Origin of the sequence: Streptomyces sp. NPDC005266 (assembly GCF_040607655.1) — a bacterium.
Lineage (GTDB): Bacteria > Actinomycetota > Actinomycetes > Streptomycetales > Streptomycetaceae > Streptomyces.
In genome coordinates this window covers 1-25901 of sequence record NZ_JBEXHC010000005.1, presented here as the reverse complement: position 1 = coordinate 25901, position 25901 = coordinate 1, and the positions used below count along the sequence as shown (strand labels likewise).

General features: G+C 71.8%; 14 protein-coding genes and 2 CRISPR repeat arrays. Of the genes, 8 read left to right on the top strand and 6 right to left on the bottom strand.

Features of this window, described 5'->3' with window-relative positions; genetic code table 11:
* Window positions 1–172 precede the first annotated feature (172 nt).
* The 3 genes from tyrS to ABZU99_RS11310 form a co-directional block, all read right to left on the bottom strand.
* Window positions 173–1591, bottom strand: coding sequence for a tyrosine--tRNA ligase (tyrS, locus tag ABZU99_RS11320; protein ID WP_356047459.1), 1419 nt, complete (start codon window positions 1589–1591; stop codon window positions 173–175).
* Window positions 1592–2190: 599 nt separating this feature from the next.
* Window positions 2191–3585 (bottom strand): metallopeptidase TldD-related protein, encoded by a 1395-nt coding sequence (locus ABZU99_RS11315; protein ID WP_356047461.1) that lies wholly within the window; start codon window positions 3583–3585, stop codon window positions 2191–2193.
* A 112-nt stretch (window positions 3586–3697) separates the two neighbouring features.
* Window positions 3698–5239, bottom strand: coding sequence for a TldD/PmbA family protein (locus tag ABZU99_RS11310; protein WP_356047463.1), 1542 nt, complete (start codon window positions 5237–5239; stop codon window positions 3698–3700).
* A 221-nt stretch (window positions 5240–5460) separates the two neighbouring features.
* A CRISPR array of direct repeats spans window positions 5461–11467; the repeat unit is 28 nt; unit sequence GGACCACCCCCGCCTGCGCGGGGAGCAC.
* Between the two features lie 367 nt (window positions 11468–11834).
* On the opposite strand from ABZU99_RS11310, the gene cas3 reads away from it, so the two are divergent.
* The 8 genes from cas3 (at window position 11835) to cas2e (ending at window position 21550) form a co-directional block, all read left to right on the top strand.
* Entirely contained in the window at window positions 11835–14771 is a 2937-nt protein-coding gene (cas3, locus tag ABZU99_RS11305; protein ID WP_356047465.1) for a CRISPR-associated helicase Cas3', read from the top strand.
* Window positions 14772–15051: 280 nt separating this feature from the next.
* Window positions 15052–16701, top strand: coding sequence for a type I-E CRISPR-associated protein Cse1/CasA (casA, locus tag ABZU99_RS11300; RefSeq protein WP_356047467.1), 1650 nt, complete (start codon window positions 15052–15054; stop codon window positions 16699–16701).
* The gene (gene casB, locus ABZU99_RS11295; protein ID WP_356047469.1) at window positions 16698–17429 is read left to right on the top strand and encodes a type I-E CRISPR-associated protein Cse2/CasB; all 732 of its coding nucleotides are present in this window, start codon (window positions 16698–16700) and stop codon (window positions 17427–17429) included. The genes casA and casB overlap by 4 nt, the downstream gene beginning before the upstream one ends.
* 55 nt (window positions 17430–17484) lie before the next feature.
* Window positions 17485–18645: a type I-E CRISPR-associated protein Cas7/Cse4/CasC gene (cas7e, locus tag ABZU99_RS11290; protein ID WP_356047471.1), complete on the top strand. Its 1161-nt coding sequence runs from the start codon at window positions 17485–17487 to the stop codon at window positions 18643–18645.
* On the top strand, window positions 18642–19496 hold the full coding sequence (gene cas5e / locus ABZU99_RS11285) for a type I-E CRISPR-associated protein Cas5/CasD (RefSeq protein WP_356047472.1): 855 nt from the start codon (window positions 18642–18644) through the stop codon (window positions 19494–19496). Before cas7e ends, cas5e begins: the two co-directional genes overlap by 4 nt.
* A complete protein-coding gene (locus ABZU99_RS11280) occupies window positions 19493–20197 on the top strand; it encodes a type I-E CRISPR-associated protein Cas6/Cse3/CasE (protein WP_356047474.1) in 705 nt (234 codons plus the stop codon). The genes cas5e and ABZU99_RS11280 overlap by 4 nt, the downstream gene beginning before the upstream one ends.
* A gap of 8 nt (window positions 20198–20205) precedes the next feature.
* Entirely contained in the window at window positions 20206–21195 is a 990-nt protein-coding gene (gene cas1e / locus ABZU99_RS11275; RefSeq protein WP_356047476.1) for a type I-E CRISPR-associated endonuclease Cas1e, read from the top strand.
* 40 nt (window positions 21196–21235) lie between these two features.
* Complete coding sequence (gene cas2e / locus ABZU99_RS11270; RefSeq protein ID WP_356047478.1) at window positions 21236–21550, top strand: type I-E CRISPR-associated endoribonuclease Cas2e; 315 nt, start codon at window positions 21236–21238, stop codon at window positions 21548–21550.
* Window positions 21551–21568: 18 nt separating this feature from the next.
* A CRISPR array of direct repeats spans window positions 21569–24950; the repeat unit is 29 nt; unit sequence GTGTTCCCCGCGCAGGCGGGGGTGGTCCG.
* Between the two features lie 48 nt (window positions 24951–24998).
* On the opposite strand, the gene ABZU99_RS11265 is transcribed toward cas2e, so the two are convergent.
* The 3 genes from ABZU99_RS11265 to ABZU99_RS11255 form a co-directional block, all read right to left on the bottom strand.
* Entirely contained in the window at window positions 24999–25157 is a 159-nt protein-coding gene (locus tag ABZU99_RS11265; protein ID WP_356047480.1) for a hypothetical protein, read from the bottom strand.
* A complete protein-coding gene (locus ABZU99_RS11260; protein WP_356047482.1) occupies window positions 25154–25321 on the bottom strand; it encodes a hypothetical protein in 168 nt (55 codons plus the stop codon). The genes ABZU99_RS11265 and ABZU99_RS11260 overlap by 4 nt, the downstream gene beginning before the upstream one ends.
* 271 nt (window positions 25322–25592) lie before the next feature.
* Complete coding sequence (locus tag ABZU99_RS11255) at window positions 25593–25754, bottom strand: hypothetical protein (protein WP_356047484.1); 162 nt, start codon at window positions 25752–25754, stop codon at window positions 25593–25595.
* Window positions 25755–25901 lie beyond the last annotated feature (147 nt).

Below are 25901 nucleotides of genomic sequence, written 5' to 3'. Positions count from 1 at the left end.
GGTGGTCATCGTCGCCCTCGGCACCCCGCTGTGGCAGACCATTCGCCACGGCGGCAGGAGACGGGCGACCTGACGGCCGGGCCGAGGAGCGTCGCACACGAGCGGCGGCGGCCGGCGCGCGTGGTGGATGCGCACCGACCGCCGCTACGGCCTGTTGCCGGGTGAGGGAGCTCTAGAGCCCCCGCACCTGAGCGATCTTCCGCCCGGCCTTGAGGTAGACCCCACCCGAGCCCGCGGTGAGCCCGGCCTCGGCCAGCACCTCCGCGACCACCTCGGCCAGCGGCCGTACCGCCTGCACCTCGGCGAGCACGACCGACTCCTGGCCGCCCTCGGTCTCCAGCACCAGCCGCAGACCGTTCTGCTTGGCGACCCGGCGCGCGGCCGAGGCGCTGGGCTGGAACTCCAGCACCTTGCTCAGAACGGTCGCGATGGAGTCGGCGCCGTGCTCCGCGGCGTCGACCACCGGCAGCGTGCCGACGTCGGTGAAGCTCTTCTTGGAGAACTGGGCGACAAAGCCGGCCCGTGCCGTCATCGCCGCCTCGATCCCGTACAACGCGGCCACGACCTCGCCCGCCAGGACCTTCTTCAGATCCATCGGGTGCAGCGACCGGTCCTCGATGCGGCGGGTGACGAGCGCGATCTCCGCGTCCGTCCACTCCGTCCAGGCCTCCAGGTACGGCTTCATCAGCCGGTCCGGAATGGACATGATCTTGCCGAAGACATCGTCGGCGGGCGCGGTCAGCGCGACGTAGTTGCCCTTGGACTTCGACATCTTGGCGCCGGTGCCGTCCGTGCCCTCGATCAGCGGCATGGTGACGACCAGCTGAGGCTGCTGGCCGCGCAGCTCCATCAGCTTGCGGCCCATCTGCAGATTGAGCAGCTGGTCCGCGCCGCCCAGCTCGACATCGCACCCCAGGGCGACGGAGTCGAGGGCCTGGGCGATCGGGTAGAGCAGCTCGGACATGGTCAGCCCGGAGCCGGCGGCCAGCCGGGTGCGGAAGTCCTCGCGCTGCAGCAGCTGCGAGGCCGGCACCTGGGACAGCAGCGCCAGCAGCTCCGGGAAGGTGTACGGGGCGAGCCACTCGCTGTTCTGCCGGAAGCTGACCTTCTCGAAGTCGAAGAAGGGCCGCACCTGCTCCTGGTAGCCCGCGAGGTTCTCCGCGATGTCCTCGTCGGTGAGCGGCGGGCGCTCGGCCGTACGCCCCGACGGGTCGCCGATCTTGGCCGTGAAGTCGCCGATCAGGAGGGTGACGTCATGCCCCATCCGCTGGAAGCGGCTGAGGACGATCATCGGCACGACATGGCCGAGGTGCACATCGGCGGCCGTCGGGTCGATGCCCAGCTTGATGCCCAGGCCCTTGCCCGCGGCCCGGCGCTTCTCGATCCGCCCGGCCAGCTCGTCCACGCCGGGCAGGACCTCGACCGTACGGGAGGCGATCAGCTCGGCCTGCTCCCTCGGCGACAGGTCCGTCAGGTCCAGATAGCGCCGCGAGCCCGTCTCCGCGAGCAGCAGCTCGACGGTCTTGTCGGAGGAGAGGTCCTGGTCAAGGAGCTCGCTGGCGCGGGCGACGGATTCGCCGAGGCGTGTCATGTCGTTCCTGGAGATAGAAGAGACGGATGGATGCGGAGATTCGGATGGGCGGAGACCAGTCTATTCGGCCGGTCGAACCGGCCGAACCGTCCGGCTGACCGCCTGGCCGGACCGGTCGGCTGACCGAACCGCTGACCGGACCGACCGGCTAACCGGACCGGCCGGACCGACCGAACCGGCTGGCTGACCGAACCGGCTGGCTGACCGGACCGACCGCCTGACCGAACCGGCTGGACCGTCCGGCTGACCGGACCGACCGCCTGACCGCCTGACCGAACCGGCCGGCCGGACCGACCGGACCGGCTGGCTGACCGGACCGACCGGCTGCCCGCCTGCCCGCCTGCCCGCCTGACCGACCGGCTGACCGCCTGCCCGCCTGACCGACCGGCTGACCGCCTGGCCGGTCCGACCGGCTGACCGCCTGGCCGGTCCGACCGGCTGACCGCCTGGCCGGTCCGACCGGCTGACCGCCTGACCGAACCGGCCGAACCGACCGGCTGACCGGACCGGCCGAACCGACCGGCTGACCGGACCGGCCGGACCGACCGGACCGACCGGACCGACCGGACCGGCCGGACCGACCGGGTCCAGTGGCGCGATCAGACCCCCTTGCTGACCGAGCTCATATTGAAGTCCGGGACGCGCAGCGCCGGCATCGCCGCCCGGTTGAAGTAGTCGCTCCACTCCCGCGGCAGTGTGCGCTCGGTGCGGCCCGCCTCGGTGGCGCGGGAGAGCAGATCCACCGGCGACTCGTTGAACCGGAAGTTGTTGACCTCGCCGACGACCTCGCCGCCCTCGACCAGATACACCCCGTCCCGGGTCAGCCCGGTCAGCAACAGCGTCGCCGGATCGACCTCGCGGATGTACCACAGACAGGTCAGCAGCAGACCCCGCTCGGTGGCCGCGGCCATCTCCTCCAGCGAACGCGAGCCGCCCCCGTCCAGGATGAGGTTGTCGACCGCGGGCGCCGGAGGCAGCCCGGTGAGGGCCGCGGTGTGCCGGGTGGTGATCAGCCGGTTGAGCACCCCCTCGCGCACCCAGTCGGTGGCGGACAGCGGCAGCCCGTTGTCGAAGACGGACGCATCGTCCCCGGAGGAGTGCGCGATCACGAACGGCGCCGCCTCCAGACCCGGCTCCCGAGGGTCGCTGCGCAGCGTCAGGGGCAGCTCGGACAGCTTCTCGCCGATCCGGGTGCCGCCGCCCGGCTTGCTGAAGACCGTACGGCCCTCCGCCGCGTCCCGGCCCGACGACGACCACATCTGGTAGATCAGCAGATCGGCGACCGCGCTCGGGGGCAGCAGCGTCTCGTAGCGGCCCGCGGGAAGCTCGACCTTCCGCTTCGCCCAGCCGAGCCGCTGGGCGAGCTCGGCGTCGAGCGCGGCCGGGTCCACATCGGTGAAGTCGCGGGTGGCCCGCCCGGCCCAGGCCGACCGCGCCCGGTCCGGAGACTTGGCGTTGATCTCCAGCGTGCCGGTCGGCTGGTCATGGCGGAGCCGCAGCCCGGTGGAGGTGCCGAGATAGCTGGAGACCATCTCGTGGTGGGCGAAGCCGTACAACTCCCGGCCGCCCGCGCGGGCCCGTGCGAACGACTCGCCCAGGGCCGGGGCGAAGGCCGCGAACACCTCGGAGGAGGTCTCGGCGGGGGAGTCGGTGAAGTCGGCGGAGACCGCCGAACCCAGCTCCCGCTCGACCAGGGGCTGGGCGTCCTCGGCCGGCCCGGCGTCCCGGGCGGCCGCCTCGGCGGCCCGCACCAGCGGCTCCAGCTCCTCGGCGGTGACGGCGGACCGGGACACCACGCCCGAGGCGGTGCCCTGGGCGCCGTCCACGGTGGCCACGACGGTCAGGGTGCGGCCCCGGGTGACCCCGTTGGTCGTCAGAGCGTTCCCCGCCCAGCGCAGATTGGCCGTGGAGCTCTCGTTCGCGATCACCACACAGCCGTCCGCGCGGGACAGCTCCAGGGCGCGCTCGACGATCTCATGCGGCTTGGTGCTCATCCTTCTCCCCTGTTCGCCCCGCCGCGGAAGCGGCTGATGTCGCTGTCGTCCGCGCGGCGCACAGGCGCGGGAATCGTGGTCGGCTGCGGCCGGGCTGCCGCGCGTACGTCGCTCACGAGCGTCCCGCCTCCTGGGTGGTGTTGAGGATGTTGACCCCGCGGAACAGCGCGGACGGGCAGCCGTGCGAGACCGCCGCGATCTGTCCGGGCTGGGCCTTGCCGCAGTTGAAGGCGCCATGCAGGACATACGTCTGCGGGCCGCCGACGGCCGTCATCGAACCCCAGAAGTCGGTGGTGGTCGCCTGGTAGGCGAAGTCGCGCACCTGCCCGGCGAGGGCGCCGTTTCTGATCCGGTAGGCACGCTGCGCCGTGAACTGGAAGTTGTAGCGCTGCATATCGATCGACCAGGAGCGGTCGCCGACCAGATACAGGCCGTTCTCGACATCGCCGATCAGATCCTCGGTCGACGGCCCGCCCTCCGGGGCGGGCTGCAGCGACACATTCGCCATCCGCTGCACCGGCACATGGCCCGGCGAGTCGGCGAAGGCACAGCCGTTGGACCGCTCGAAACCGGTCAGCCGGGCGATCCGGCGGTCCAGTTGATAGCCGACGAGCGTGCCGTCCTTCACCAGATCCCAGGACTGGGCGGCCACCCCCTCGTCGTCGTACCCGATCGTGGCAAGCCCGTGCTCGGCCGTCCGGTCCCCGGTCACGTTCATGATCTGGGAGCCGTACTTCAGCTTCCCGAGCTGATCGAAGGTGGCGAAGGAGGTCCCCGCGTACGCCGCCTCGTAGCCGAGCGCGCGGTCCAGCTCGGTCGCGTGGCCGATCGACTCATGGATGGTCAGCCACAGATTGGACGGATCCACCACCAGGTCGTACGACCCCGCCTCGACCGACGGCGCCCGCATCTTCTCGGCCAGCAGCGAGGGCAGCCCGGCCAGCTCCGTGTCCCAGTCCCAGCCGCCCGCCCCGGGCCCCCCGGTCAGATACTCCCAGCCGCGCCCGACCGGCGGGGCCAGGGTGCGCATCGAGTCGAACTCCCCGCTGACCGGGTCCACCGCCACCGCCGTGAGCTGCGGATGCAGCCGCACCCGCTGCTGGGTGGTGGTCGTGCCCGCGGTGTCCGCATAGAACTTGTTCTCCTGGATGGTCAGCAGCGACGCGTCCGCATGCGCCACCCCCTCGGCCGCCAGCAGCCGCTCGCTCCACTCGGCGAGCAGCCCGGTCTTCTCGGCGTCCGGCACCTCGAACGGGTTGACCTCATACGCCGAGATCCACGTCTTGTCGGAATGCACCGGCTCGTCCGCCAGCTCCACCCGCTCATCGGACCCCGCCGCCCGGATCACCTTGGCCGACAGCTTCGCCATCGCCACCGCCTGCGAGGCCACCCGCGCCGCCGCGTCCATGCTCATATCGACCCCGGACGCGAACCCCCACGTCCCGCCGTGCACCACCCGCACCGCATACCCCAGATCGGTGGTATCGGAGGACCCGGCCGGCTTGGCGTCCCGCAACCGCCACGCGGCACTGCGCACCCGCTCGAACCGGAAGTCCGCATGCTCAGCCCCCAGCGCCCGGGCCCGAGCGAGAGCCGCGTCGGCCAGTGCCCGCAGGGGCAGCGCGAGGAAGGACGGATCGATCTCGTGTGACACCGGCGACTCCCCTTCGTCGTGGATGTGTCCATCGGCAGTGAACCATGCCGCTACGACACAAGGGGCGTCCATCGCTTTTACCCGGCGGGGGACGGCCGGGAAGGCGGGGGAAACGATCCGGACCATGACGCATCCGCATCTGCCGACCACCGAGGCCGCTGTCACGGCCATCTGTGAGATAGCGCCGGAGTACAACCTCGCACTGACCGTCACCGACGACATCGGCCCGGACCGCCTGCGCGAGGAGCACAGGCGCCCGCGGTACACGTCGTAGGCGTCGGCCGGACCACCCCCGCCTGCGCGGGGAGCACGAGGCGGAGCAGTTCGGCGTACTGCACTCGGACGGACCACCCCCGCCTGCGCGGGGAGCACGCTCCGGCTCGGCGGTCACCCGGCGGCCCCGGCGGACCACCCCCGCCTGCGCGGGGAGCACGGACGGATGCGAGCTCTGCTGAACCGTCCGGACGGACCACCCCCGCCTGCGCGGGGAGCACGCGGGCATGGCGGGGTGCGGGGCCTTTCGTTGGGGACCACCCCCGCCTGCGCGGGGAGCACCCGTTCAAGGTCGTCCCCATCGCCGGAGGCCGCGGACCACCCCCGCCTGCGCGGGGAGCACGCACCCCCGACCTTGCCCAGCGCATCGGTCGCCGGACCACCCCCGCCTGCGCGGGGAGCACTCTTGAGGTCGGTGGCGCGGACGAGGGCGCACAGGACCACCCCCGCCTGCGCGGGGAGCACCGCCCGGATCGCATCCGCCGCGCCCTGGAAATCGGACCACCCCCGCCTGCGCGGGGAGCACGGATCTCTCGCGGCCGAGGCGAGATCGGCCGGCGGACCACCCCCGCCTGTGCGGGGAGCACTCAGCCAGATGCCCATCCGCCGTGTCCCCGTCCGGACCACCCCCGCCTGCGCGGGGAGCACGGATCAAGTACGACCCTCGGCTCGGGCAACTACGGACCACCCCCGCCTGCGCGGGGAGCACTCCACACCCCCTGCGGCCGAGAGCATCGCCGACGGACCACCCCCGCCTGCGCGGGGAGCACGCCTACCTCGACCACCAGCCCAAGCAACCGGGCGGACCACCCCCGCCTGCGCGGGGAGGCACCGGGAGTTGCAAGAGGTGTCACGGCGTCTGGTCGGACCACCCCCGCCTGCGCGGGGAGCACCGCACCGCCAGGTCGACGTCCTCAGGCTTGGCCGGACCACCCCCGCCTGCGCGGGGAGCACGCCTGGAGCAGTTCCTCGCGGTAGCCCTGGGACGGACCACCCCCGCCTGCGCGGGGAGCACCTGAGGTGGCGTGGTATCGGCCACGCCTTCTACGGACCACCCCCGCCTGCGCGGGGAGCACTCAAGGAGAACCTGGCGGCGGGGCACACCGTTCGGACCACCCCGCCTGCGCGGGGAGCACTCCCCGGCCGGGAGCGCGTAGGGCACCGTGACCGGACCACCCCCGCCTGCGCGGGGAGCACTGGAGTCCGAAATCGTCCAGCCAGTGGAGGACCGGACCACCCCCGCCTGCGCGGGGAGCACATCGGCGCCATCACGATGGCCAACCGCTCGGTCGGACCACCCCCGCCTGCGCGGGGAGCACTGGATCTGTTGCCGGGCAGCTGCACGCTGAGCCGGACCACCCCCGCCTGCGCGGGGAGCACAGCGCCTGCTGGGCACCAGCCAACTGGAGTGCCGGACCACCCCCGCCTGCGCGGGGAGCACGCAACCGCGTCAAGATCGGTACGACGACGAACCGGACCACCCCCGCCTGCGCGGGGAGCACACGTAGGAGTCGCGCAGCAACTCGTGAAAAATCGGACCACCCCCGCCTGCGCGGGGAGCACCTGGGGTCGGTGACGCGCAGCGTGGGTCGGTTCGGACCACCCCCGCCTGCGCGGGGAGCACGTTAACAAGCGGACCGAGATGTTTGGTACAAGCGGACCACCCCCGCCTGCGCGGGGAGCACCACCGACATGGGGCGATCGTCTCGTAGCTGACGGACCACCCCCGCCTGCGCGGGGAGCACTGACCGCGACGACTGGCCTGGTCACGTGGATCCGGACCACCCCCGCCTGCGCGGGGAGCACTTCTTGACCCCGGACCCGCAGTTCCTGGGCGTCGGACCACCCCCGCCTGCGCGGGGAGCACGTTCCACACTCGATACAGCGCCGCTCGTGTCGTGGACCACCCCCGCCTGCGCGGGGAGCACGGCCCTTTCACTACACCGGCATTGCATGGACGCGGACCACCCCCGCCTGCGCGGGGAGCACTACGGCACCTACCCCGAGACCTACTGCCGCGATGGACCACCCCCGCCTGCGCGGGGAGCACCCGGCGAACTCGCCGGCCGCCTCACGCTCCGACGGACCACCCCCGCCTGCGCGGGGAGCACGCAGCCATCCCGGCCGCGGCCATCTTCACCGCCGGACCACCCCCGCCTGCGCGGGGAGCACGTCGTGAGCGTGCGGGTCTGATCGTAGGTCTGCGGACCACCCCCGCCTGTGCGGGGAGCACTCAACCCCGGTGAAGCTGGCGGGCAGCAGGATCGGACCACCCCCGCCTGCGCGGGGAGCACCCTTCCACGGTCACCGTGTTGTCGTAGTTCCGCGGACCACCCCCGCCTGCGCGGGGAGCACTGGACCTTGGACTCCGGCCAGCCGACGACTTCCGGACCACCCCCGCCTGCGCGGGGAGCACGGGTGCCCGGAGGGTGTGTATTTGCACAGAAACGGACCACCCCCGCCTGCGCGGGGAGCACGATTTCGGCCTCATGCCCGGCGCGGAGAACAGCGGACCACCCCCGCCTGCGCGGGGAGCACCTTCGGTTTGGCGTGCTTGCCCATCGGTACCCCGGACCACCCCCGCCTGCGCGGGGAGCACGGGGCGCCCGGGGCGTCGAGCTTTGGGGTGGACGGACCACCCCCGCCTGCGCGGGGAGCACAGGTCTTCCAGCGCGGCGATGGTGAGAACGGTCGGACCACCCCCGCCTGCGCGGGGAGCACAAACCCCCAAGGTCGTTGACGCGTTTACGCGTCGGACCACCCCCGCCTGCGCGGGGAGCACCCATCAAATACGCCTGGGACAACTGGGGATGGTGGACCACCCCCGCCTGCGCGGGGAGCACATTCCGCCACCCAAAATGAAAGGGCCGGGGTCCGGACCACCCCCGCCTGCGCGGGGAGCACCTCATGGAGTCCAAGCACGAGCGACACGGCGCCGGACCACCCCCGCCTGCGCGGGGAGCACTTGCCGGTGCGGGAAATGACGGTGAGCTCGTACGGACCACCCCCGCCTGCGCGGGGAGCACGATGGCTTCGGGTCGCATGGCGGCGATGAGTGCGGACCACCCCCGCCTGCGCGGGGAGCACCAAGGAGTTCGAGGCCATGGAGGACGACGCCGCGGACCACCCCCGCCTGCGCGGGGAGCACTACGAGGTCGTCGAGGACTACATCTGGGACACCGGACCACCCCCGCCTGCGCGGGGAGCACCACCGGTACGGCAACGGCAGCTACGAGTACGTCGGACCACCCCCGCCTGCGCGGGGAGCACCACCGGTACGGCAACGGCAGCTACGAGTACGTCGGACCACCCCCGCCTGCGCGGGGAGCACCTCATCCTGCCGGGTCCACGACGGAGGTCAACCGGACCACCCCCGCCTGCGCGGGGAGCACGCACGAGGGGCTGACATGACGGGGCGCTCAGGCGGACCACCCCCGCCTGCGCGGGGAGCACTGCCGGGGAGGCGCTGGAGGTCACGAGTCCTCCGGACCACCCCCGCCTGCGCGGGGAGCACCGGAAGGTGAGCATGGCCGATGCCCTGCTGATCGGACCACCCCCGCCTGCGCGGGGAGCACCACTGCCGATCGACCCTCTGGCAGGCAGAGCACGGACCACCCCCGCCTGCGCGGGGAGCACGCCCGGTACCGACCTGACGGGGGGCCGCTGCCGGGACCACCCCCGCCTGCGCGGGGAGCACACCGGCGGCGCCGCCTTCCCCCCTTGGGCCCCCGGACCACCCCCGCCTGCGCGGGGAGCACTCATTTACGGCCTGGCTGAGATAGCGGATCGTGGACCACCCCCGCCTGCGCGGGGAGCACCCGCTCACCAGCTCCTGGAGTTCCTCGGTGAGCGGACCACCCCCGCCTGCGCGGGGAGCACACCATGATGCGGGTACTCAAAGGCGATTAGGGCGGACCACCCCCGCCTGCGCGGGGAGCACTGCTCGCGTGCGACAGCCGGCGTCGGCCTCGGCGGACCACCCCCGCCTGCGCGGGGAGCACGCTCGCCATTAGCGGCGGACCATCTTCAGCAGCGGACCACCCCCGCCTGCGCGGGGAGCACTCCACGGCCATGCGGGGCAGCCGGGCGGCCAGCGGACCACCCCCGCCTGCGCGGGGAGCACTCGCTCGTCTTCCGATAGACAAACTCATCGATCGGACCACCCCCGCCTGCGCGGGGAGCACTCGATGATCTCGGCCTCGGACTCCGGTTCCGGCGGACCACCCCCGCCTGCGCGGGGAGCACTGCCACCCGTAGTCCAGATCCCGGCCCGTTTTCGGACCACCCCCGCCTGCGCGGGGAGCACGCCCCCGCCAAGGCGACCACGCCCGGCTCCATCGGACCACCCCCGCCTGCGCGGGGAGCACGCGTGCTCGCGGCGGACGACCGTCTCGCAGTGCGGACCACCCCCGCCTGCGCGGGGAGCACAGCTGGGCGCGCTGCCTCTCCAGCTCGGTGGCCGGACCACCCCCGCCTGCGCGGGGAGCACACCGGAGGCCGCTTCTGTGAACGACCGACAGGCGGACCACCCCCGCCTGCGCGGGGAGCACGCAAGCCCGGTAAATGCGATGATCGTTGCGACCGGACCACCCCCGCCTGCGCGGGGAGCACATTCCGATGGTTTGGCGCCCGACGAATCCCGACGGACCACCCCCGCCTGCGCGGGGAGCACCGCGTGGAGACCCCCGGGCCCCGCGGATCCACCGGACCACCCCCGCCTGCGCGGGGAGCACCCACCCGCGCCGCCGCCACCGGGAATGTACCGCGGACCACCCCCGCCTGCGCGGGGAGCACGTACACGCGGTCGTACACCGCGACTCCGACTGCGGACCACCCCCGCCTGCGCGGGGAGCACTTCAGCGACGACGTTTCCGCCGGCGCGCAGAACGGACCACCCCCGCCTGCGCGGGGAGCACTTCAGCGACGACGTTTCCGCCGGCGCGCAGAACGGACCACCCCCGCCTGCGCGGGGAGCACGCCGTATACCGGCACATCACCGCCGGACACGCCGGACCACCCCCGCCTGCGCGGGGAGCACTCCACTACGTGGACGCCGGCACCGCGGACTCCCGGACCACCCCCGCCTGCGCGGGGAGCACCCGGACCAGGAGAAAGAGAAAGCAATGAGTTTCGGACCACCCCCGCCTGCGCGGGGAGCACACGACCACGATGCGGGCCTTGAGCCGCCTGTACGGACCACCCCCGCCTGCGCGGGGAGCACATCCATGCGGGCTCGGACGCCTCCCGCCTCGACGGACCACCCCCGCCTGCGCGGGGAGCACCACAGCGGGAAATACGACCGGGCCGGGATCGGCGGACCACCCCCGCCTGCGCGGGGAGCACCGCAGAAAGCGGCGCTGACCGGGCACGAGAAACGGACCACCCCCGCCTGCGCGGGGAGCACGCACCGGCAGTGGGGCCAGTGCCGGATCGACCTGGACCACCCCCGCCTGCGCGGGGAGCACGCCTACAACGTCATACCCCCGCGGGTGACCAATGGACCACCCCCGCCTGCGCGGGGAGCACGAGTGGCTGACCGTTCAGGAGGTAGCCCGGCACGGACCACCCCCGCCTGCGCGGGGAGCACGCGATCGACCCCAGCCAGAATCAGATCCTCGCCGGACCACCCCCGCCTGCGCGGGGAGCACTCCCGACCAGCTCAGAAATTAGCCCCGCGGAACGGACCACCCCCGCCTGCGCGGGGAGCACATCGGTCTGGAGAAGGCGTCGACGTGGGGCGGCGGACCACCCCCGCCTGCGCGGGGAGCACACTGACATTGGCCCGCTCAGCAGGCACGCAATCGGACCACCCCCGCCTGCGCGGGGAGCACAGCCGTCGTGTCCACACCTCTGGTTGCCGCCCCGGACCACCCCCGCCTGCGCGGGGAGCACACCGACCGGGCTGGCACCCGGGGGGATCTCTGAGGACCACCCCCGCCTGCGCGGGGAGCACACTTTCCTACCTGCGGCTTCCGAGGCGCTTTGCCGTTTCTTGGCCAAGCATTCTCATCGCTCGACCATGATGTCAGACGCACATCGCGGAGCGGGCGGAGTCAGAGCCCGCTGGCATGTGAAGGGTGGTTGCCAGAGACACGTCGGTGCCACTGTGACATGGGCGGCGGCTTCCGGAGGCATGGCCCGAGTGGCGCGCACGGATCCGGGGTCCCGGTGTCGCGCGGATCTTAATGCGTGACCTGCCGACGCAGGGCCTGTTCATCGCTTTCTGCACGTCCTGTTCTTCCAGCGCCCAAAGATGAGCAGACCGGCGCCGACAAAGTACGCGGACGCCAGAGTATGCACGCCGACAGGAAGGGGCTGGCCGGTGATCGATACGCGGCTGTGGGGGAAGTCCAAGGGGCTTGAGAGGCCGTATCGGCTCATAGGCCATCTGATCGACACGGCGATGGTGACGGGAGCCGTGTGGGACACGGTTCTGACCGTGGCTCGGCATGAAGTGATATCCGAGGCCCTGAATGTCCCGGTGGCCGAGGCCAAACGGCTGGTGATGTTCTGGGCCGGTCTGCATGACATCGGCAAGATCATCCCGCAGTTCCAGGACATGGCCGCCCAAGACCGCCCCGGACATTGCGGCTTCCTGAGCGAGACTGCCTACGCCCACCATCGCGAGCACGACAGCCGCGTCAGGAAGATCCGCCATGAGGTCGCCACGAACCGGTCGCTCCCGCACTTATTGGCCGAGCTCGGATACCCGGTGTCCGGCCGCCCCGCAGGGCTTCTCCTGACGCAGGTGGCTCAGTTACTCGGAGGACACCACGGCCGCTACCCCGAAGGGGCGGAGGCCCGGGATGTGCGCGATCCTGTCCGCGGCCTTCCCGAACTCGGGGCCAGCGGCTGGGCCGAGCAGCGTCGCGAGCATGTGGCCGCTCTCCGTGACGTGTTGGGGCGGCCTGAAGCGCCCGCCGTACGGGCGATGCCCGTGGAGTTGGCGGTGACCATCGCGGGGGTGGTCATCGTCTCCGACTGGCTGGCGAGCCAGGAACACGTCGTCCTCGCCCAACAAGCCGCAGCGGATGCGGACGCGAAGGCGCACGCGGATGCGGGAAGAGCTCTCACGTCCCGACCCTCGTTGCTCGCCCACGCACGCCGCGCCTCAGACGCGGCTCCGGCGCTTGTCGCGGAAGCGGGACTAGGACACGCCGACTTCCGACTCCAAGGGTTCACCGGATTGTTTCCGAAGATCGCTCGGCCTTACCCGTTGCAGACGAGCATCGAAGAGGCGCTGCCGGGAGCCGTACAGGGGCCAGGCGTACTGCTGGTGACCGCGCCTCCCGGGGAAGGCAAGACCGAGGCGGCGCTGTACGCCGCGACCGTGATGGGCGCGGCGTCCGGCAGTGGCGGATTGTTCTTCGCCCTGCCAACCCAGGCCACGACCAACCAGATGTACCACCGCGTCGTCGACTTCGCCGAGCGCAATCTGCTGGACTCAGCCCAGGTGACCTTGCTGCACGGTGCCGCAGACCTCTATGAGCGCTATGCCGTGCGGCCCTCAGCGGACGACGGCGAGGCCGAGCCCCGCGTGCTGTCCGATCATCACGAGGGCCGAGGAACGGCCGGGATATCCGTCGTGGCCGGCCGATGGCTGCGAGCGCGCGGACGCGGAATACTCGCCCCGATCGCCGTCGGAACCGTTGACCAGGCTCTCATGGGGATCCTGCCCCTGAAGCGGAACGCCCTGCGCCATCTGGGGCTGTCCGGCAAGACGGTGGTGATCGACGAGGCCCATGCCTACGACGCGTATACGCACGCGCTGCTCCTGCGTCTGCTGGGGTGGCTCGGCGCTATGGGGGTGCCGGTGGTGCTGCTCTCGGCCACCGTCACGGGCGAGACGGCCGCGAGCCTGGTGGAGGCATACCTATCGGGGACCAGCCGCGCCCCAGGGGCGCACCGGCTCCCTCCGCCCGCCTATCCGAGCTGGATGTACGTCGACGCACGGACCGGCTCGGTGACCGTGCCCAGGAAGCCGGTCAGCAGCGAGCGCGGTCGGGCCCTGTCCATGGGCGTTCTGCCGGTCACTCACACCTACGACCCCACGGTGGCGGACGGGCGCCTCACCGCGATCATCGACGAGCTTCGGGGGGTGACGGCGGAGGGCGGGTGTGCGGCGGTGATCTGCACCACCGTTGCCGAGGCCCAGAAGACCTACGAGGCACTCCGTGAGCACTACCGGGCCCTGTACGGGCCCGACTACGCGGGCTGGGACGACCGTGCGGCCGATGGGGCGGCGTTGCCCGGCCCTCGGCTGCGGCTGCTGCACGCCCGCTTCCCCGCCGGCCGCCGCGCCGCGCTCACGGAGGAGGCCGAGAGCTGGTTCGGCCGGCTCGACAAGCAGGGCGTACGACGCCCCCAGCCTCCGCGCGGCGCCGTGCTCGTCTCCACCCAGGTGATCGAGCAGTCGCTCGACCTGGACTTCGACCTGATCGTCTCCGACCTCGCGCCCATGGCCCTGCTGTTGCAGCGGGCAGGCCGGGTCTGGCGGCACTCCGCGCCCGGACCATCCCGTCCCGCCTGGTGCGCCGGAGCCCGGCTCGCGGTCCTCGCCCCCGTCGGGGACGACGGACGGCTGGCGGTGCCGACCACCTGGGGTGACGTGTACGCGCCGTCCCTGCTCCAGCGCACGCTGGAACTCCTCCAGCGACGGGGCGACGCCCCGGTCCGGGTTCCGGAGGACGTACAGCGGTTGGTCGACGAGGTCTACGACCCGGAGTTCGCCTCCGCCGACCCCGACGCGCTCATGGAACGGGATGTCCAGCGCCTTACTGACGATATGGCGCGCACCGCACTCGCCGGGATGGTCATGCTGCCGCCACCCGCGATGGTCGATTCCCTGCACCAGCTGACCACCAGCGACGCCGACGAGGACCTCATCGCCACCCGGCTCGGGGCAGAGACCGTCCAGCTGCTGCCCGTCTTCGACGACGAGGCCGGAAACCGCTGGCTGGACGAGGCGTGGACGACTCCGTTTCCCCAGGCAGGAAGCCGACCCGACGGGCGCTTCAGCCGCGCCGAGGTACGCACGCTACTGGGCCATGTGGTGCCCCTCGCGCACGGCCCGTGGCGGCGGGCATGCACCGAGGCGCATGAGCCGCCGGACGCCTGGCGCGTCGAGCCGTGGCTGGCCCGCCTCGTCCTGCTGCCGCACCGTGTCACGGACGAGGGTGCGCCGGCCGGGGCGGTCCTGGGCGAGCGAGTTCTGACGCTAGACCATTCACTGGGGCTGGTCGTCCACAAGGTGGCGTAGATTTTCCTGCGATTTTCCTGCACACCGGAGCATCTTGGTCCCAACCGAGCGACATCGGCCCTACGGTCATAGCCATCCGGATCGGGGTCTCCCTGGCATCCAGTCAGGGAGACCCCGTCACCCCCGCCTTCGCGGGGAGAGCAAGCGCATCTTCCGGCCTTGCGCACCGCAGCATCGGCCCACCTCCGCCTGCGCGGAGACCTCAAACCTACGGGACCACATTCCCCAAGGGGTTCCCTCTCGCACATTTTCCCTCCTCAGATCGAGGTGCCTCCTCGCCATGCCCGCCGAACCCCCTGACGACCACTTCGACCTCCGCGCACGCCCCTGGATCCCCGTCCGGACCAGGGAAGGCGGCGGCGCCTCCACCGTCAGCCTGCGCGAGCTGCTGCTCAACGCCCACCGGATCGATGGGCTCGCGGTGGGCCTCCCGCCGGCCGCCTCGGGCCTGATGCGCGTGCTGTGCGCGATGGCCGCACGCGTCACTGGCCTGCATACCGCCTCGAACACTGCCGACTGGCAGGATCTTCGCTACGACTTGCTGGAGGCGGAGCGGGGCTTCGACTCCGCCTCGGTGGACAAGTACCTGGCCGAGCACGGCAGTCGGCTGCGTCTGCTCGATCCGGTCCGTCCCTTCCTCCAAGACCCACGGTTGGCGGACGAGTCCCCCAGCCACTCGGGCGTCAACAAGCTGGTCATGGCCCGCCCCGCCGGCAGCAACCAGGTCTTCTTCGGACACTTCACCGACGCCGACCAGGTGGCCATCCCTGCCGCCGAGGCGGCCCTGCACCTCATCGCGCAGCTCTACTACGGCCCGTCCGGCCAGTGCACACCGCGAACCGTCTCCGACAAGCGGTTCGGGAACACCTTCGCCGGTCCGCTGCGGCGGGCAATGTCGTACCACCCGGAGGGCCGGTCGCTGTACGAGACGCTGCTGCTCGGCATCCCGGCTCCCAGCACCTGGCCTCAGCCCGGCAAGGCCGGGACGGCCGAGGGAGACGCAGATGTCGACGCCTGCCCTTGGGAGCGCGAGGAACTCCCTGATCCGCTGGTCCCGCCCTCCGGCGCGGTTGGCCCGCTGTCGGCGCTCACCGAGCAGTACCGGCACGCGATCCTGCTCCACCCCGGGCCAGACGGCGGGAGCGTCGTGGACGCCACGATCACCTGGGCGTTCCGTGAGAATCGTCCGCCGCACACGGATCCGTATCTGATCCGGGACGAAGCCCGGGACGGCACACTGCGCCCCCGTGACGCCGAGGCTGGCCGGTCGCTGTGGCGAGACCTGGACGCGCTCGTCCTGCTCAACCGGGGCGACGGAGGGGAGCGACCGCTCGTCCTGGAAGGTCTGGCTGGGCAGATCCCGGAATCAGCCCTGCGCGCGCTGCGCGTGCGCGCCTACGGCTTCGATCAGGACGGCCAGACCCGGGATCGCACCTACTTCAGCGCCTCCACACCACCGCTCTTCGCCCTGCTCGAAGCCTCCGACGAGTCGGCGGACAACACGCTGGCACTCGGGGTGAAGGAGTGCAGGGAGGCGGCGGAGAAGGCCGCCCAGCGCCTGGGGTTCGCGCTTCGAGTCGCCTGGCGTTCGTACACGACCCCCTTCACCGACGACAAGCCGGGCAAGAGAGACAAAGACGGCGGACCCTGGCCCGGCATGGCGCTGGCGGCGTACTGGCCGGCGGCCGAGGAGCGCTTCTGGGACGCCCTGGACGCTCGTGACTTCACCCACGCGATGACGACGTTCGGCCGCCTCGCCCTGCGGATCTACGACGAGGTGACCGGGCCGGTCGCCGGCACCCCCCGGGGCGCGAAGGCTCGCGAAGGTGCCCGGGGCCTGGTGCGCGGCCTCCTTGGCCAAGGCGCCCGGCAGCCAAGCCGCCCCGCCGGGACGGCCCGGGGAACGGAGAAGGAGAGGACATCATCATGACCACCACTGCCACATCGGACACTGAGGGTGAGGCCCCTCCTGAGTCCCGTATCGCTTCCCTTGAGCGCTACGACAGATTCGTGGCGGCCGTCCAGACGCAATGCGCCGACCCGGGCACCCAGCAGGCGCTCCGGCGAGGGCTGGCCAAGCCGGTGGACGAGGTTCCCGCCCGTACGCATGCGGCCCTGCTGCGCGGCGGGCTGGTTCCGGACGATGCCAGAGGCCCCAAGCGGCGGGCCTACTACGCCGTGGCGGCCCTGATCGCGGCGCGGCCCCGCGCCCAGCGCCTGGCCGACGCCGACAGCACGGACGCCACAGGGGCGGCAGCTGTCGTAGTCCCCTCAGCCACCACGCGGTTCCGGCCCTCCGGCACCAGCCTCGGAGAGAGCCTGGCCCTGGCCGTCACCCGCCGAGGGACGGAAGGCATCAAGGAGGACGGAGCGGAGGCCCGGCTCCATCTGATGGTCCGGCAAGAGGCCGACGGCATACACCGCATGCTTCCCGCCGTGCTGCGCCAGTTGGGTTCGGCCGGTGTGGCGGCGGACTACGGCTGCCTGCTGCGCGACCTCATCGTGTGGCACCACTACCGCGACTCGGTGGCCACCCGGTGGCTGGAGGACTTCTACCGCACCTTGCGCCGCGAGAAAGCCGCCGCCAACGAGGACCGGACTGGCGACGGCGCCGGAGACCTCCCCGACACCGCTCCCTCCGCCGCCCCGGCCACGTAACGCGGCTTCACGCCGCCCACCCACCGTGTCTCTTACCAGCGAAAGGAACCGCACCATGACCGCACCCGCCCCCGCGGCGACGAAGCCCCGTTTTCTGGACCTCCACATCATCCAGACACTCCCCTACAGCAACGTCAACCGGGACGACCTCGGCTCGCCGAAGACCGTCACCTTCGGCGGCACCACCCGTACCCGCGTCTCCAGTCAGGCATGGAAGCGGCCCACCCGGCTCGCTGTGGAGGAGCAGATCGGCGAACAGGCGGTACGGACCCGCCGACTGCCACAGCAGGTCGCGGGGGAGCTGACGAACAAGCGTGGCTGGCCCGCCGAACTCGCCGAACTCGCGGGCGCACAGATCATCCGCTCCACGGATTCAAAGCTCGCGCTGGAGAAGGGCGACCGGACCACCGCATCCCTGCTCTTCCTTCCCGACACCGCCGCGGCCGCGTTCGCCGACATCGCGGAAGAGCACCGTGAGGCACTGGAGAAGGCGCTCGGCAGCAAGGCCGCCGCGGCCAAAGCTCTGCTGCCCAAGGACGCCATCCACGACGTCCTGCGATCGCGCAACGGCTCCGTCGTGCTCTTCGGCCGGATGCTCGCCGAGATCCCTGGGGCCGGAGTGGACGGCGCGGTCCAGGTCGCCCACGCGTTCACCACCCACAGCACGTCCGTACAGGCCGACTTCTTCACGGCGGTCGACGACGCCGACCAGTGGGCCACGGACGCGGGCAGCGCCCACATGAACACAAGCGAGTACAGCAGCGGCGTCTTCTACCGCTACGCCACCCTGGACGTACGCGACCTCACCAAGAACATGCCCGACCCCGCCACCGCGAGCACTCTCGCCGCCGCCTTCGCCACCGCGTTCATCAGCACCCTGCCGTCGGCCAAGAAGACCTCCACCGCCCCGCATACCGCCCCCGACCTCGTGCACGTCTGCGTCCGCGCGGATCGCCCGCTCTCCCTCGCCGCCGCCTTCGAAAAGCCGGTGCAGGCCCGGTCGGAGGGCTGGGGGTCCTCCTCGCGGGAGGCCCTCAGCGATTACGCCACCCGCATCCAGCGCCTACTGGGGGATGCGGGGGTCGTCCACAGCGCGCACGCCTCCGTGGACGACAAGGCGTTGGACGGACTCGGTGAGCAGGTCGCTTCGTATCCGGAGCTCATCGCCGGAGCCGTTGCGGCCATCTGGCCCGAGGAAGGGACTGACCGGGCGTGACCGGGTTTCTGCTCCAACTCGGCGCTCCGCTCCAGTCCTGGGGCGAGCACAGCGCTTTCACCGACCGGGACACGGTGGCACACCCCACCCGGTCCGGGCTGATCGGGATGTTCGCGTCCGCCCTGGGCATACCGCGCGCTGAAGCCGCGGTGGACGGGAACGGCACGTCGAGCTTCGCCCGGCTCACCCGGCTGCGCTTCACCGTACGGATCGACCGCCCCGGCACCCGTCTGCTCGACTTTCACACCGTGGGCGGCGGATACCCTCAGCACCGGACCGTCCCGACCGCCAAGGGCGGTCGGCGCAGCGGCGACACGGCTACCATCGTCTCCCGCCGCCACTACCTGAGCGATGCGGTCTTCACCGTCGCGGTCACCGACCCAGAAGAGGACCAGGCGCTCCTGGCCACCTGCGCTGAGGCACTGGCCGCCCCCCACTGGCCGCTGCATCTGGGCCGCCGCTCCTGTCCGCCGAGCGCACTGCTCCTGCTCCGCGCCGACGTTCCCGATCCCGTCCCAGAGCTCGACCGGGTTCCCCTGGCCCGCCCCAAGCCGCGGACGGAAGCAGGGGCCGATGACGGGTGGCCCGCCGCCACCGTCACGGTCCGCTTCGCCGCGGACTCGCCCTTCCCGTCGGATACCGACACAGCGACCTCCGGCAGGGCCTCGGTGACCACGCTGAACGACGATCCCATCCGCCTCACCGCACGCGACCGCGTACACCACGCGCGCCCTGCCTACGCCACCAGCCGACGGCTCCCGGCCGCCCTGTGCGGCGGCTACGGCACCGAGTACCTCAATGCCCTCGACGCTTACCTGAACCCCTCGCGTCCCGGAGGAAACGCCTCATGATCACGTTGCCTGACACGCTCCGGGAGCAGGCGTGGCTGACCCGGCTGCTGCTCAACCCGGGAAACCGGCAGGTCCAACACGACCTGCCGAACGCCGCCGCCCTCCACCGCCGCGTCATGACGCTCGTCCCCAACGGGCTCGGCGACAGCCCCCGGGCCCGCGCCGGTGTCCTCTTCCGGCTCGACACCGACGGCGTCGGCGCTCCCGTCCTCCTCGTCCAGACCCGTGTGGCCCCGGCTACCGTCCAGCTGCCTGCCGGATACGCACAGGCACAGACCCGCCCGATGCGCGCCCTGCTGGCCGCGCTGCGCCCGGGCTTGCCGGTCCGGTACCGCTTCCTCGGCAATGCCGTACGGCGCTGCGGACGCAAGAGCACTGTCGGCAAGTGGAAGCAAGCCATTCCGTTGTACGGGGACGACGCCGACCGATGGTGGGCCGAGCGCGCTGCGGCCGCCGGACTCGATCCGCACACCGTCCTGTCCGGCCCCGCCGATGCCCTCACCGCCTGGCACAAGCAGGGCAAAGCCAGCGGTCAGACGAAGGAGACCGTCCGTGTCGCCCACGTGGCGACCCTCTTCGAGGGAGCCGCCACGGTCCGCGACCCCGACGCGCTGCGCGACGCCCTGCTCCAGGGCATCGGTCGCGGCAAGTCGTACGGCTGCGGGCTGCTCAGCCTCGCCCCCCGTGGCCCGGAGGCATAACGCGCTCCATGACGACTACCCAGCAGACGAAGACCTCCGCACGGCGTCGGATCGCCGCCCCGACCCTCGCCATGCTGCCCCGCATCGGCGACTCCCTGTCCTTCCTCTACGCGGACGTCGTACGCATCGTCCAAGATGACACTGGCGTCTGCGCCGAGACCACCTCCGCCGACGGCGAGGTGACCCGCGTCTACCTGCCGACCTCGGCGCTCTCCTGCCTCCTGCTCGGCCCCGGCACCTCCATCACCCAGCCCGCCCTCACCACCTTCGCCCGCCACGGCACGAGTGTCGTGTGCACAGGTTCGGGCGGCGTCCGCTGCTACTCCGCGACCACGCCTGACTCGCTCACGACGCGCTGGTTGGAACACCAGGTCCACCAGTGGAGCGACCCGGAGCGGCGGCTGGCCGTGGCCAGGCAGATGTACCTCATGCGGTTCAAGGTGTCGGTGCCCGCGGCCACGAGTTTGCAGCAGCTTCGTGGCATGGAGGGCCAACGGATGAAGGCTCTGTACAAGCTGCTTGCGCAACAGCACCGCATCGGGCGCTTCCGCCGCGCCTACGACCCCGCCGCCTGGGACGACCAGGATCCGGTCAACACCGCGCTGTCCTCCGCCAACACCTGCCTCTACGGAATCGTGCACGCGGCGCTCGTCGCCCTCGGCTGTTCACCAGCGCTCGGCTTCGTGCACCAGGGCGCGCAGCACGCCTTCGTGTACGACATCGCGGACCTGTACAAGGCCGACCTCACCGTGCCGTTGGCGTTCTCGCTGCATGAGTCGCCGCAGCCGGAGGGGGAGGCGCGGCGGCGGTTCCGCGAAGGGCTGCGGCTGTTCAGGCTGCTACCGAGGATCGTGGCCGACGTCCAGACACTGCTTGCACCTGACGAGGCTGAGCCGTTGCCGGACGGACACTCGGTCGACATGGTCAACCTGTGGGACCCGGTGGCAGGCGCTGTTCCGGCCGGTGTCAACTATGCCGCCGAAGCGGAGCCGTTGTGATCCACCTCCTGCTTGCCCCGGAAGGGCCTTCGAGAACCCCATGCCGTCCATGACCGTCCTTGCCACTACTGCCGTTCCCGACCATGTGCGAGGCGCCCTGACTCGCTGGATGATCGAACCGACCCCGGGCCTCTACGTCGGCACCTTGTCTGCCCGCGTCCGAGAGGAGCTCTGGTCCGTGGTGCGTGCCTCGGTCGGCGCCGGCGCCGCCGTCCTCATCCACCCCGAAGCCAACGAACAAGGCTTCGCCCTACAGACGGCGGGTGAGCGCCGCCGTGTCCCGGTCGAATTCGAGGGGCTCACGCTTGTGGCGTTCCGCCCAGAGGAATGCCAAGAAACGGCAAAACCGTCGTAGAGTCGCAGGTCAGGAAGTGTGTTCCCCGCGCAGGCGGGGGTGGTCCGTCCGGCTCACCGAGCACGAAGTGGGAGCCGCCGTGTTCCCCGCGCAGGCGGGGGTGGTCCGCTCTTTCCCGCCTCGGTGAGCCGGCGGGAGGTGTGTTCCCCGCGCAGGCGGGGGTGGTCCTTCCCAGCCGAGTCGAGCGGCGTAGGCGAGGAGGTGTTCCCCGCGCAGGCGGGGGTGGTCCCTTCCAGACGGTGGGGGCCGCCGGGATTTCGCGGTGTTCCCCGCGCAGGCGGGGGTGGTCCGTCCTTCGGTCCGACGAACTGGGCACCGGTCGCGTGTTCCCCGCGCAGGCGGGGGTGGTCCGAAGGGGGTGAGTGGTGGTACGCCGAACGAAGGGTGTTCCCCGCGCAGGCGGGGGTGGTCCGTCCCTCACCGCGCGCTGATATCGCTGTGTCCCGTGTTCCCCGCGCAGGCGGGGGTGGTCCGTACAAGAAGAGCGCTACCGACGCCTCCCAGATGTGTTCCCCGCGCAGGCGGGGGTGGTCCGCCGGTACGTCTCCACCTCCGGGCGCGGCCCCAGTGTTCCCCGCGCAGGCGGGGGTGGTCCGCTGACGAACGCCCCGACGATGGCCATGCCGTAGTGTTCCCCGCGCAGGCGGGGGTGGTCCGGCCACGAGGAAGTCACGCTGTACCTGGTCGTAGTGTTCCCCGCGCAGGCGGGGGTGGTCCGTGACCCTTACCGCCCCCGACCCGGCCACCACGGTGTTCCCCGCGCAGGCGGGGGTGGTCCGTACGCGAGCCCGATGGGTACCCGGCCGCGCCTGTGTTCCCCGCGCAGGCGGGGGTGGTCCGCATTCGGTACGGGCCGATCGGCGGCTGAGCAGGTGTTCCCCGCGCAGGCGGGGGTGGTCCGCCGTGGCCGGTGAGGTGGACCGGGCACTGGCCGTGTTCCCCGCGCAGGCGGGGGTGGTCCGGAACTGACCTCGGGCAAAAAACCGAAGCCGGTGTGTTCCCCGCGCAGGCGGGGGTGGTCCGCCCAGCGGTCCTAGCATAATTGGCCATCGACAGTGTTCCCCGCGCAGGCGGGGGTGGTCCGAATGGTCCCGGTCCCCCCGGTGGGCATGAGTGGTGTTCCCCGCGCAGGCGGGGGTGGTCCGTGGAACTAGTGGAACTAGTGGAACTGGCCCGTGTGTTCCCCGCGCAGGCGGGGGTGGTCCGCCCCGCCGATGGATTCGGCGGGGCTCTTGTGTGTGTTCCCCGCGCAGGCGGGGGTGGTCCGAAGGCCAGCGGGGAGGGAGGGGGGCCCGGCGCGTGTTCCCCGCGCAGGCGGGGGTGGTCCGTCACGTTGTTGCCCCTTCGGTTCTCGGTTCCGGTGTTCCCCGCGCAGGCGGGGGTGGTCCGTCGTTTCCGGCCAGGGTGACTCCCTCTGGCAAGTGTTCCCCGCGCAGGCGGGGGTGGTCCGGACAAGGGGCTGCCGATCCCGCAGGATCTGCGTGTTCCCCGCGCAGGCGGGGGTGGTCCGCCCCGGAGTCGTGTCCGGGGCTTTCGGCATTCGTGTTCCCCGCGCAGGCGGGGGTGGTCCGGCGCGGCTGGTTGGGCCGCGCTGGCTTCCAGAGTGTTCCCCGCGCAGGCGGGGGTGGTCCGACCCCCGCAGGCACCTCCCCGGGGGTGCATCGGTGTTCCCCGCGCAGGCGGGGGTGGTCCGGATGGCAGCGTGCACGTCGTCGGCTACGGCCGGTGTTCCCCGCGCAGGCGGGGGTGGTCCGTCCTGTTCCTCGAAGCCCAAGCTGCGACTCAGGTGTTCCCCGCGCAGGCGGGGGTGGTCCGGCGTACGAGCGGGATGTGTTCCTCCACCGGATGTGTTCCCCGCGCAGGCGGGGGTGGTCCGTCGACCTGCACGACCGGCTCCCGCAGCGCGTAGTGTTCCCCGCGCAGGCGGGGGTGGTCCCGCGGGGGAGGCCTCTCCGGGGTCAGTCAGGTTGTGTTCCCCGCGCAGGCGGGGGTGGTCCGGCGCGGGCCGATGCGGCCCGCGCGAAGGCGGAGTGTTCCCCGCGCAGGCGGGGGTGGTCCGGGGATTACTGTCGTGGCACCTCGCGGGAGCATGTGTTCCCCGCGCAGGCGGGGGTGGTCCGCCGTGACACGCCAACAAGGTGTAGCTCTTCTAGTGTTCCCCGCGCAGGCGGGGGTGGTCCGACACCTGTGGGAATCCGGCTGTTCGTCGAGGTGTGTTCCCCGCGCAGGCGGGGGTGGTCCGCGCGCCGTAAGCGCCGCGCCGGATAGGAGGAAGTGTTCCCCGCGCAGGCGGGGGTGGTCCGCGCACGCCGGGCAGGTCGCGGTCGTCCGTGCAGTGTTCCCCGCGCAGGCGGGGGTGGTCCGAAGATCGGCCTGTCCGGTACGGAAATGCAGCGGTGTTCCCCGCGCAGGCGGGGGTGGTCCGGAGCCGAACCCGCAGCCGAACCCGATGGGTGTGTGTTCCCCGCGCAGGCGGGGGTGGTCCGTACTTCGCGTTCGAGGTCGACGACGTGGAGAAGTGTTCCCCGCGCAGGCGGGGGTGGTCCGTCGTGGATCGGCACGGCGGTGGATGGCATCCTGTGTTCCCCGCGCAGGCGGGGGTGGTCCGCTGAAGGTGGCCGTACCCGTCGACGAGCAGCCGTGTTCCCCGCGCAGGCGGGGGTGGTCCGGTACGGGCCTTGAGCCGTTCGGTCGAGATCAGGTGTTCCCCGCGCAGCGGGGGTGGTCCGAACAAGTTCGGCAAGGTCGTCCGTGCGGGGGAGTGTTCCCCGCGCAGGCGGGGGTGGTCCGAGAAGGACCCCCAGGTCAAGCTCCGCGTCACCGTGTTCCCCGCGCAGGCGGGGGTGGTCCGTTCCGCGCCTGGGACGCGCCGAACGTCATCGCGCGTTCCCCGCGCAGGCGGGGGTGGTCCGTGGAACTGAGTGGAACTGAGCTCGGCCGGGCTGTGTTCCCCGCGCAGGCGGGGGTGGTCCGCCGACCGCGTTCTCTCCTTCGATTCGCTCGGGGTGTTCCCCGCGCAGGCGGGGGTGGTCCAACGCCAGCCATTTGAAAGGAAAACCGATGTCCGTGTTCCCCGCGCAGGCGGGGGTGGTCCGGCAGTGGACTGGCGGATTCCCGCGGCGACGGCGTGTTCCCCACGCAGGCGGGGGTGGTCCGGCCGTCTATGGCGCGCTCACCACCGATACGGCGTGTTCCCCGCGCAGGCGGGGGTGGTCCGCGACCCGGAGACTGCCGAGCGGCTCCACCAGGGTGTTCCCCGCGCAGGCGGGGGTGGTCCGAGAAGTGCGCCGTCGAGATCAAGTGCCGCGACGTGTTCCCCGCGCAGGCAGGGGTGGTCCCCACACAGCAAAGGGGGCCCCGTAGCGTTTTCCGTGTTCCCCGCGCAAGCGGGGGTGGTCCGTGTTACCAGGGGTAGAACAGTCGAGGAAGAACCGGAGCCCGGCCGACGTCAGCGGCTGGCGTACGTGTACGCGAGCAGCGCTACCGGCACCGCCGCGCACAACACCAGGCAGATCCTCCACGCCGGCACGCCGAAGAAGCGGGTGCCCTCACCATCGGGGTACACCTCGTCGCCGTCCTCGACGACCCGGTGCGTCCTGATCCTCATAACTTCCTCCGGCGCATCATGACCGCGGCGGCCCAGAGTAAGACGGCCGTCGGCGCCACGACCATACAGCCGCTGGTCTGGCCGGAGCCCATGTCTCCGCCCGGCCCCGGCTTCTTGCGGCCCTTCTCCTGGGCCTTGTCCTGGTATTCGCTGTAGTCGCTCACGGATGTCTCCAGCGGGTGAGTTCGAGAGGTGGTGCCCGCCCGCCTCTCCGGGGCATGTGAGGAGACGGACGGGCGGGAGGGCGCACCGGCGCCGTCAGTCCGGAACGGGGGTCCGAACAGCCGGCACGCCCGGTCTACGGGGCCGGGTCGCCCGCGATGCACAGGGCGACGACGAGGAGCAGCAGCCCCACCCCGGCGGCGACGGTCAGGCGTGAGCGGGCAGGACGGAAGGCGAACAGCGCGGCACGCACGGTCGGCGGTCGACGGTGCCTCACGGCCGGGCCTGTCGTGTGGCCGTGTTGTAGGCGCGCAACAGCCGCTCGCCGGTCTCGCATCCGGCGCCGGGGGTCAGGCAGTCGCGGCAGCCCGCGGCGTGGTCGATGGCCGCGCGCCACTCCTCCTCGGCCTCGACCCCGGGCTGCTGGGCCGCCATCAGGAGTGCTCCTGCGGCCTGGTGGGGAACGCGGCGGTGAGGTCGCACGGGCGGTCCCTCGCCTCGGCGCTGATCGTCGGTGGTACGGCCGCCACGGCCACCGCCACCGCGTCGCCCACGCCCCGGACCGTCGCATCGGCCCGGGTC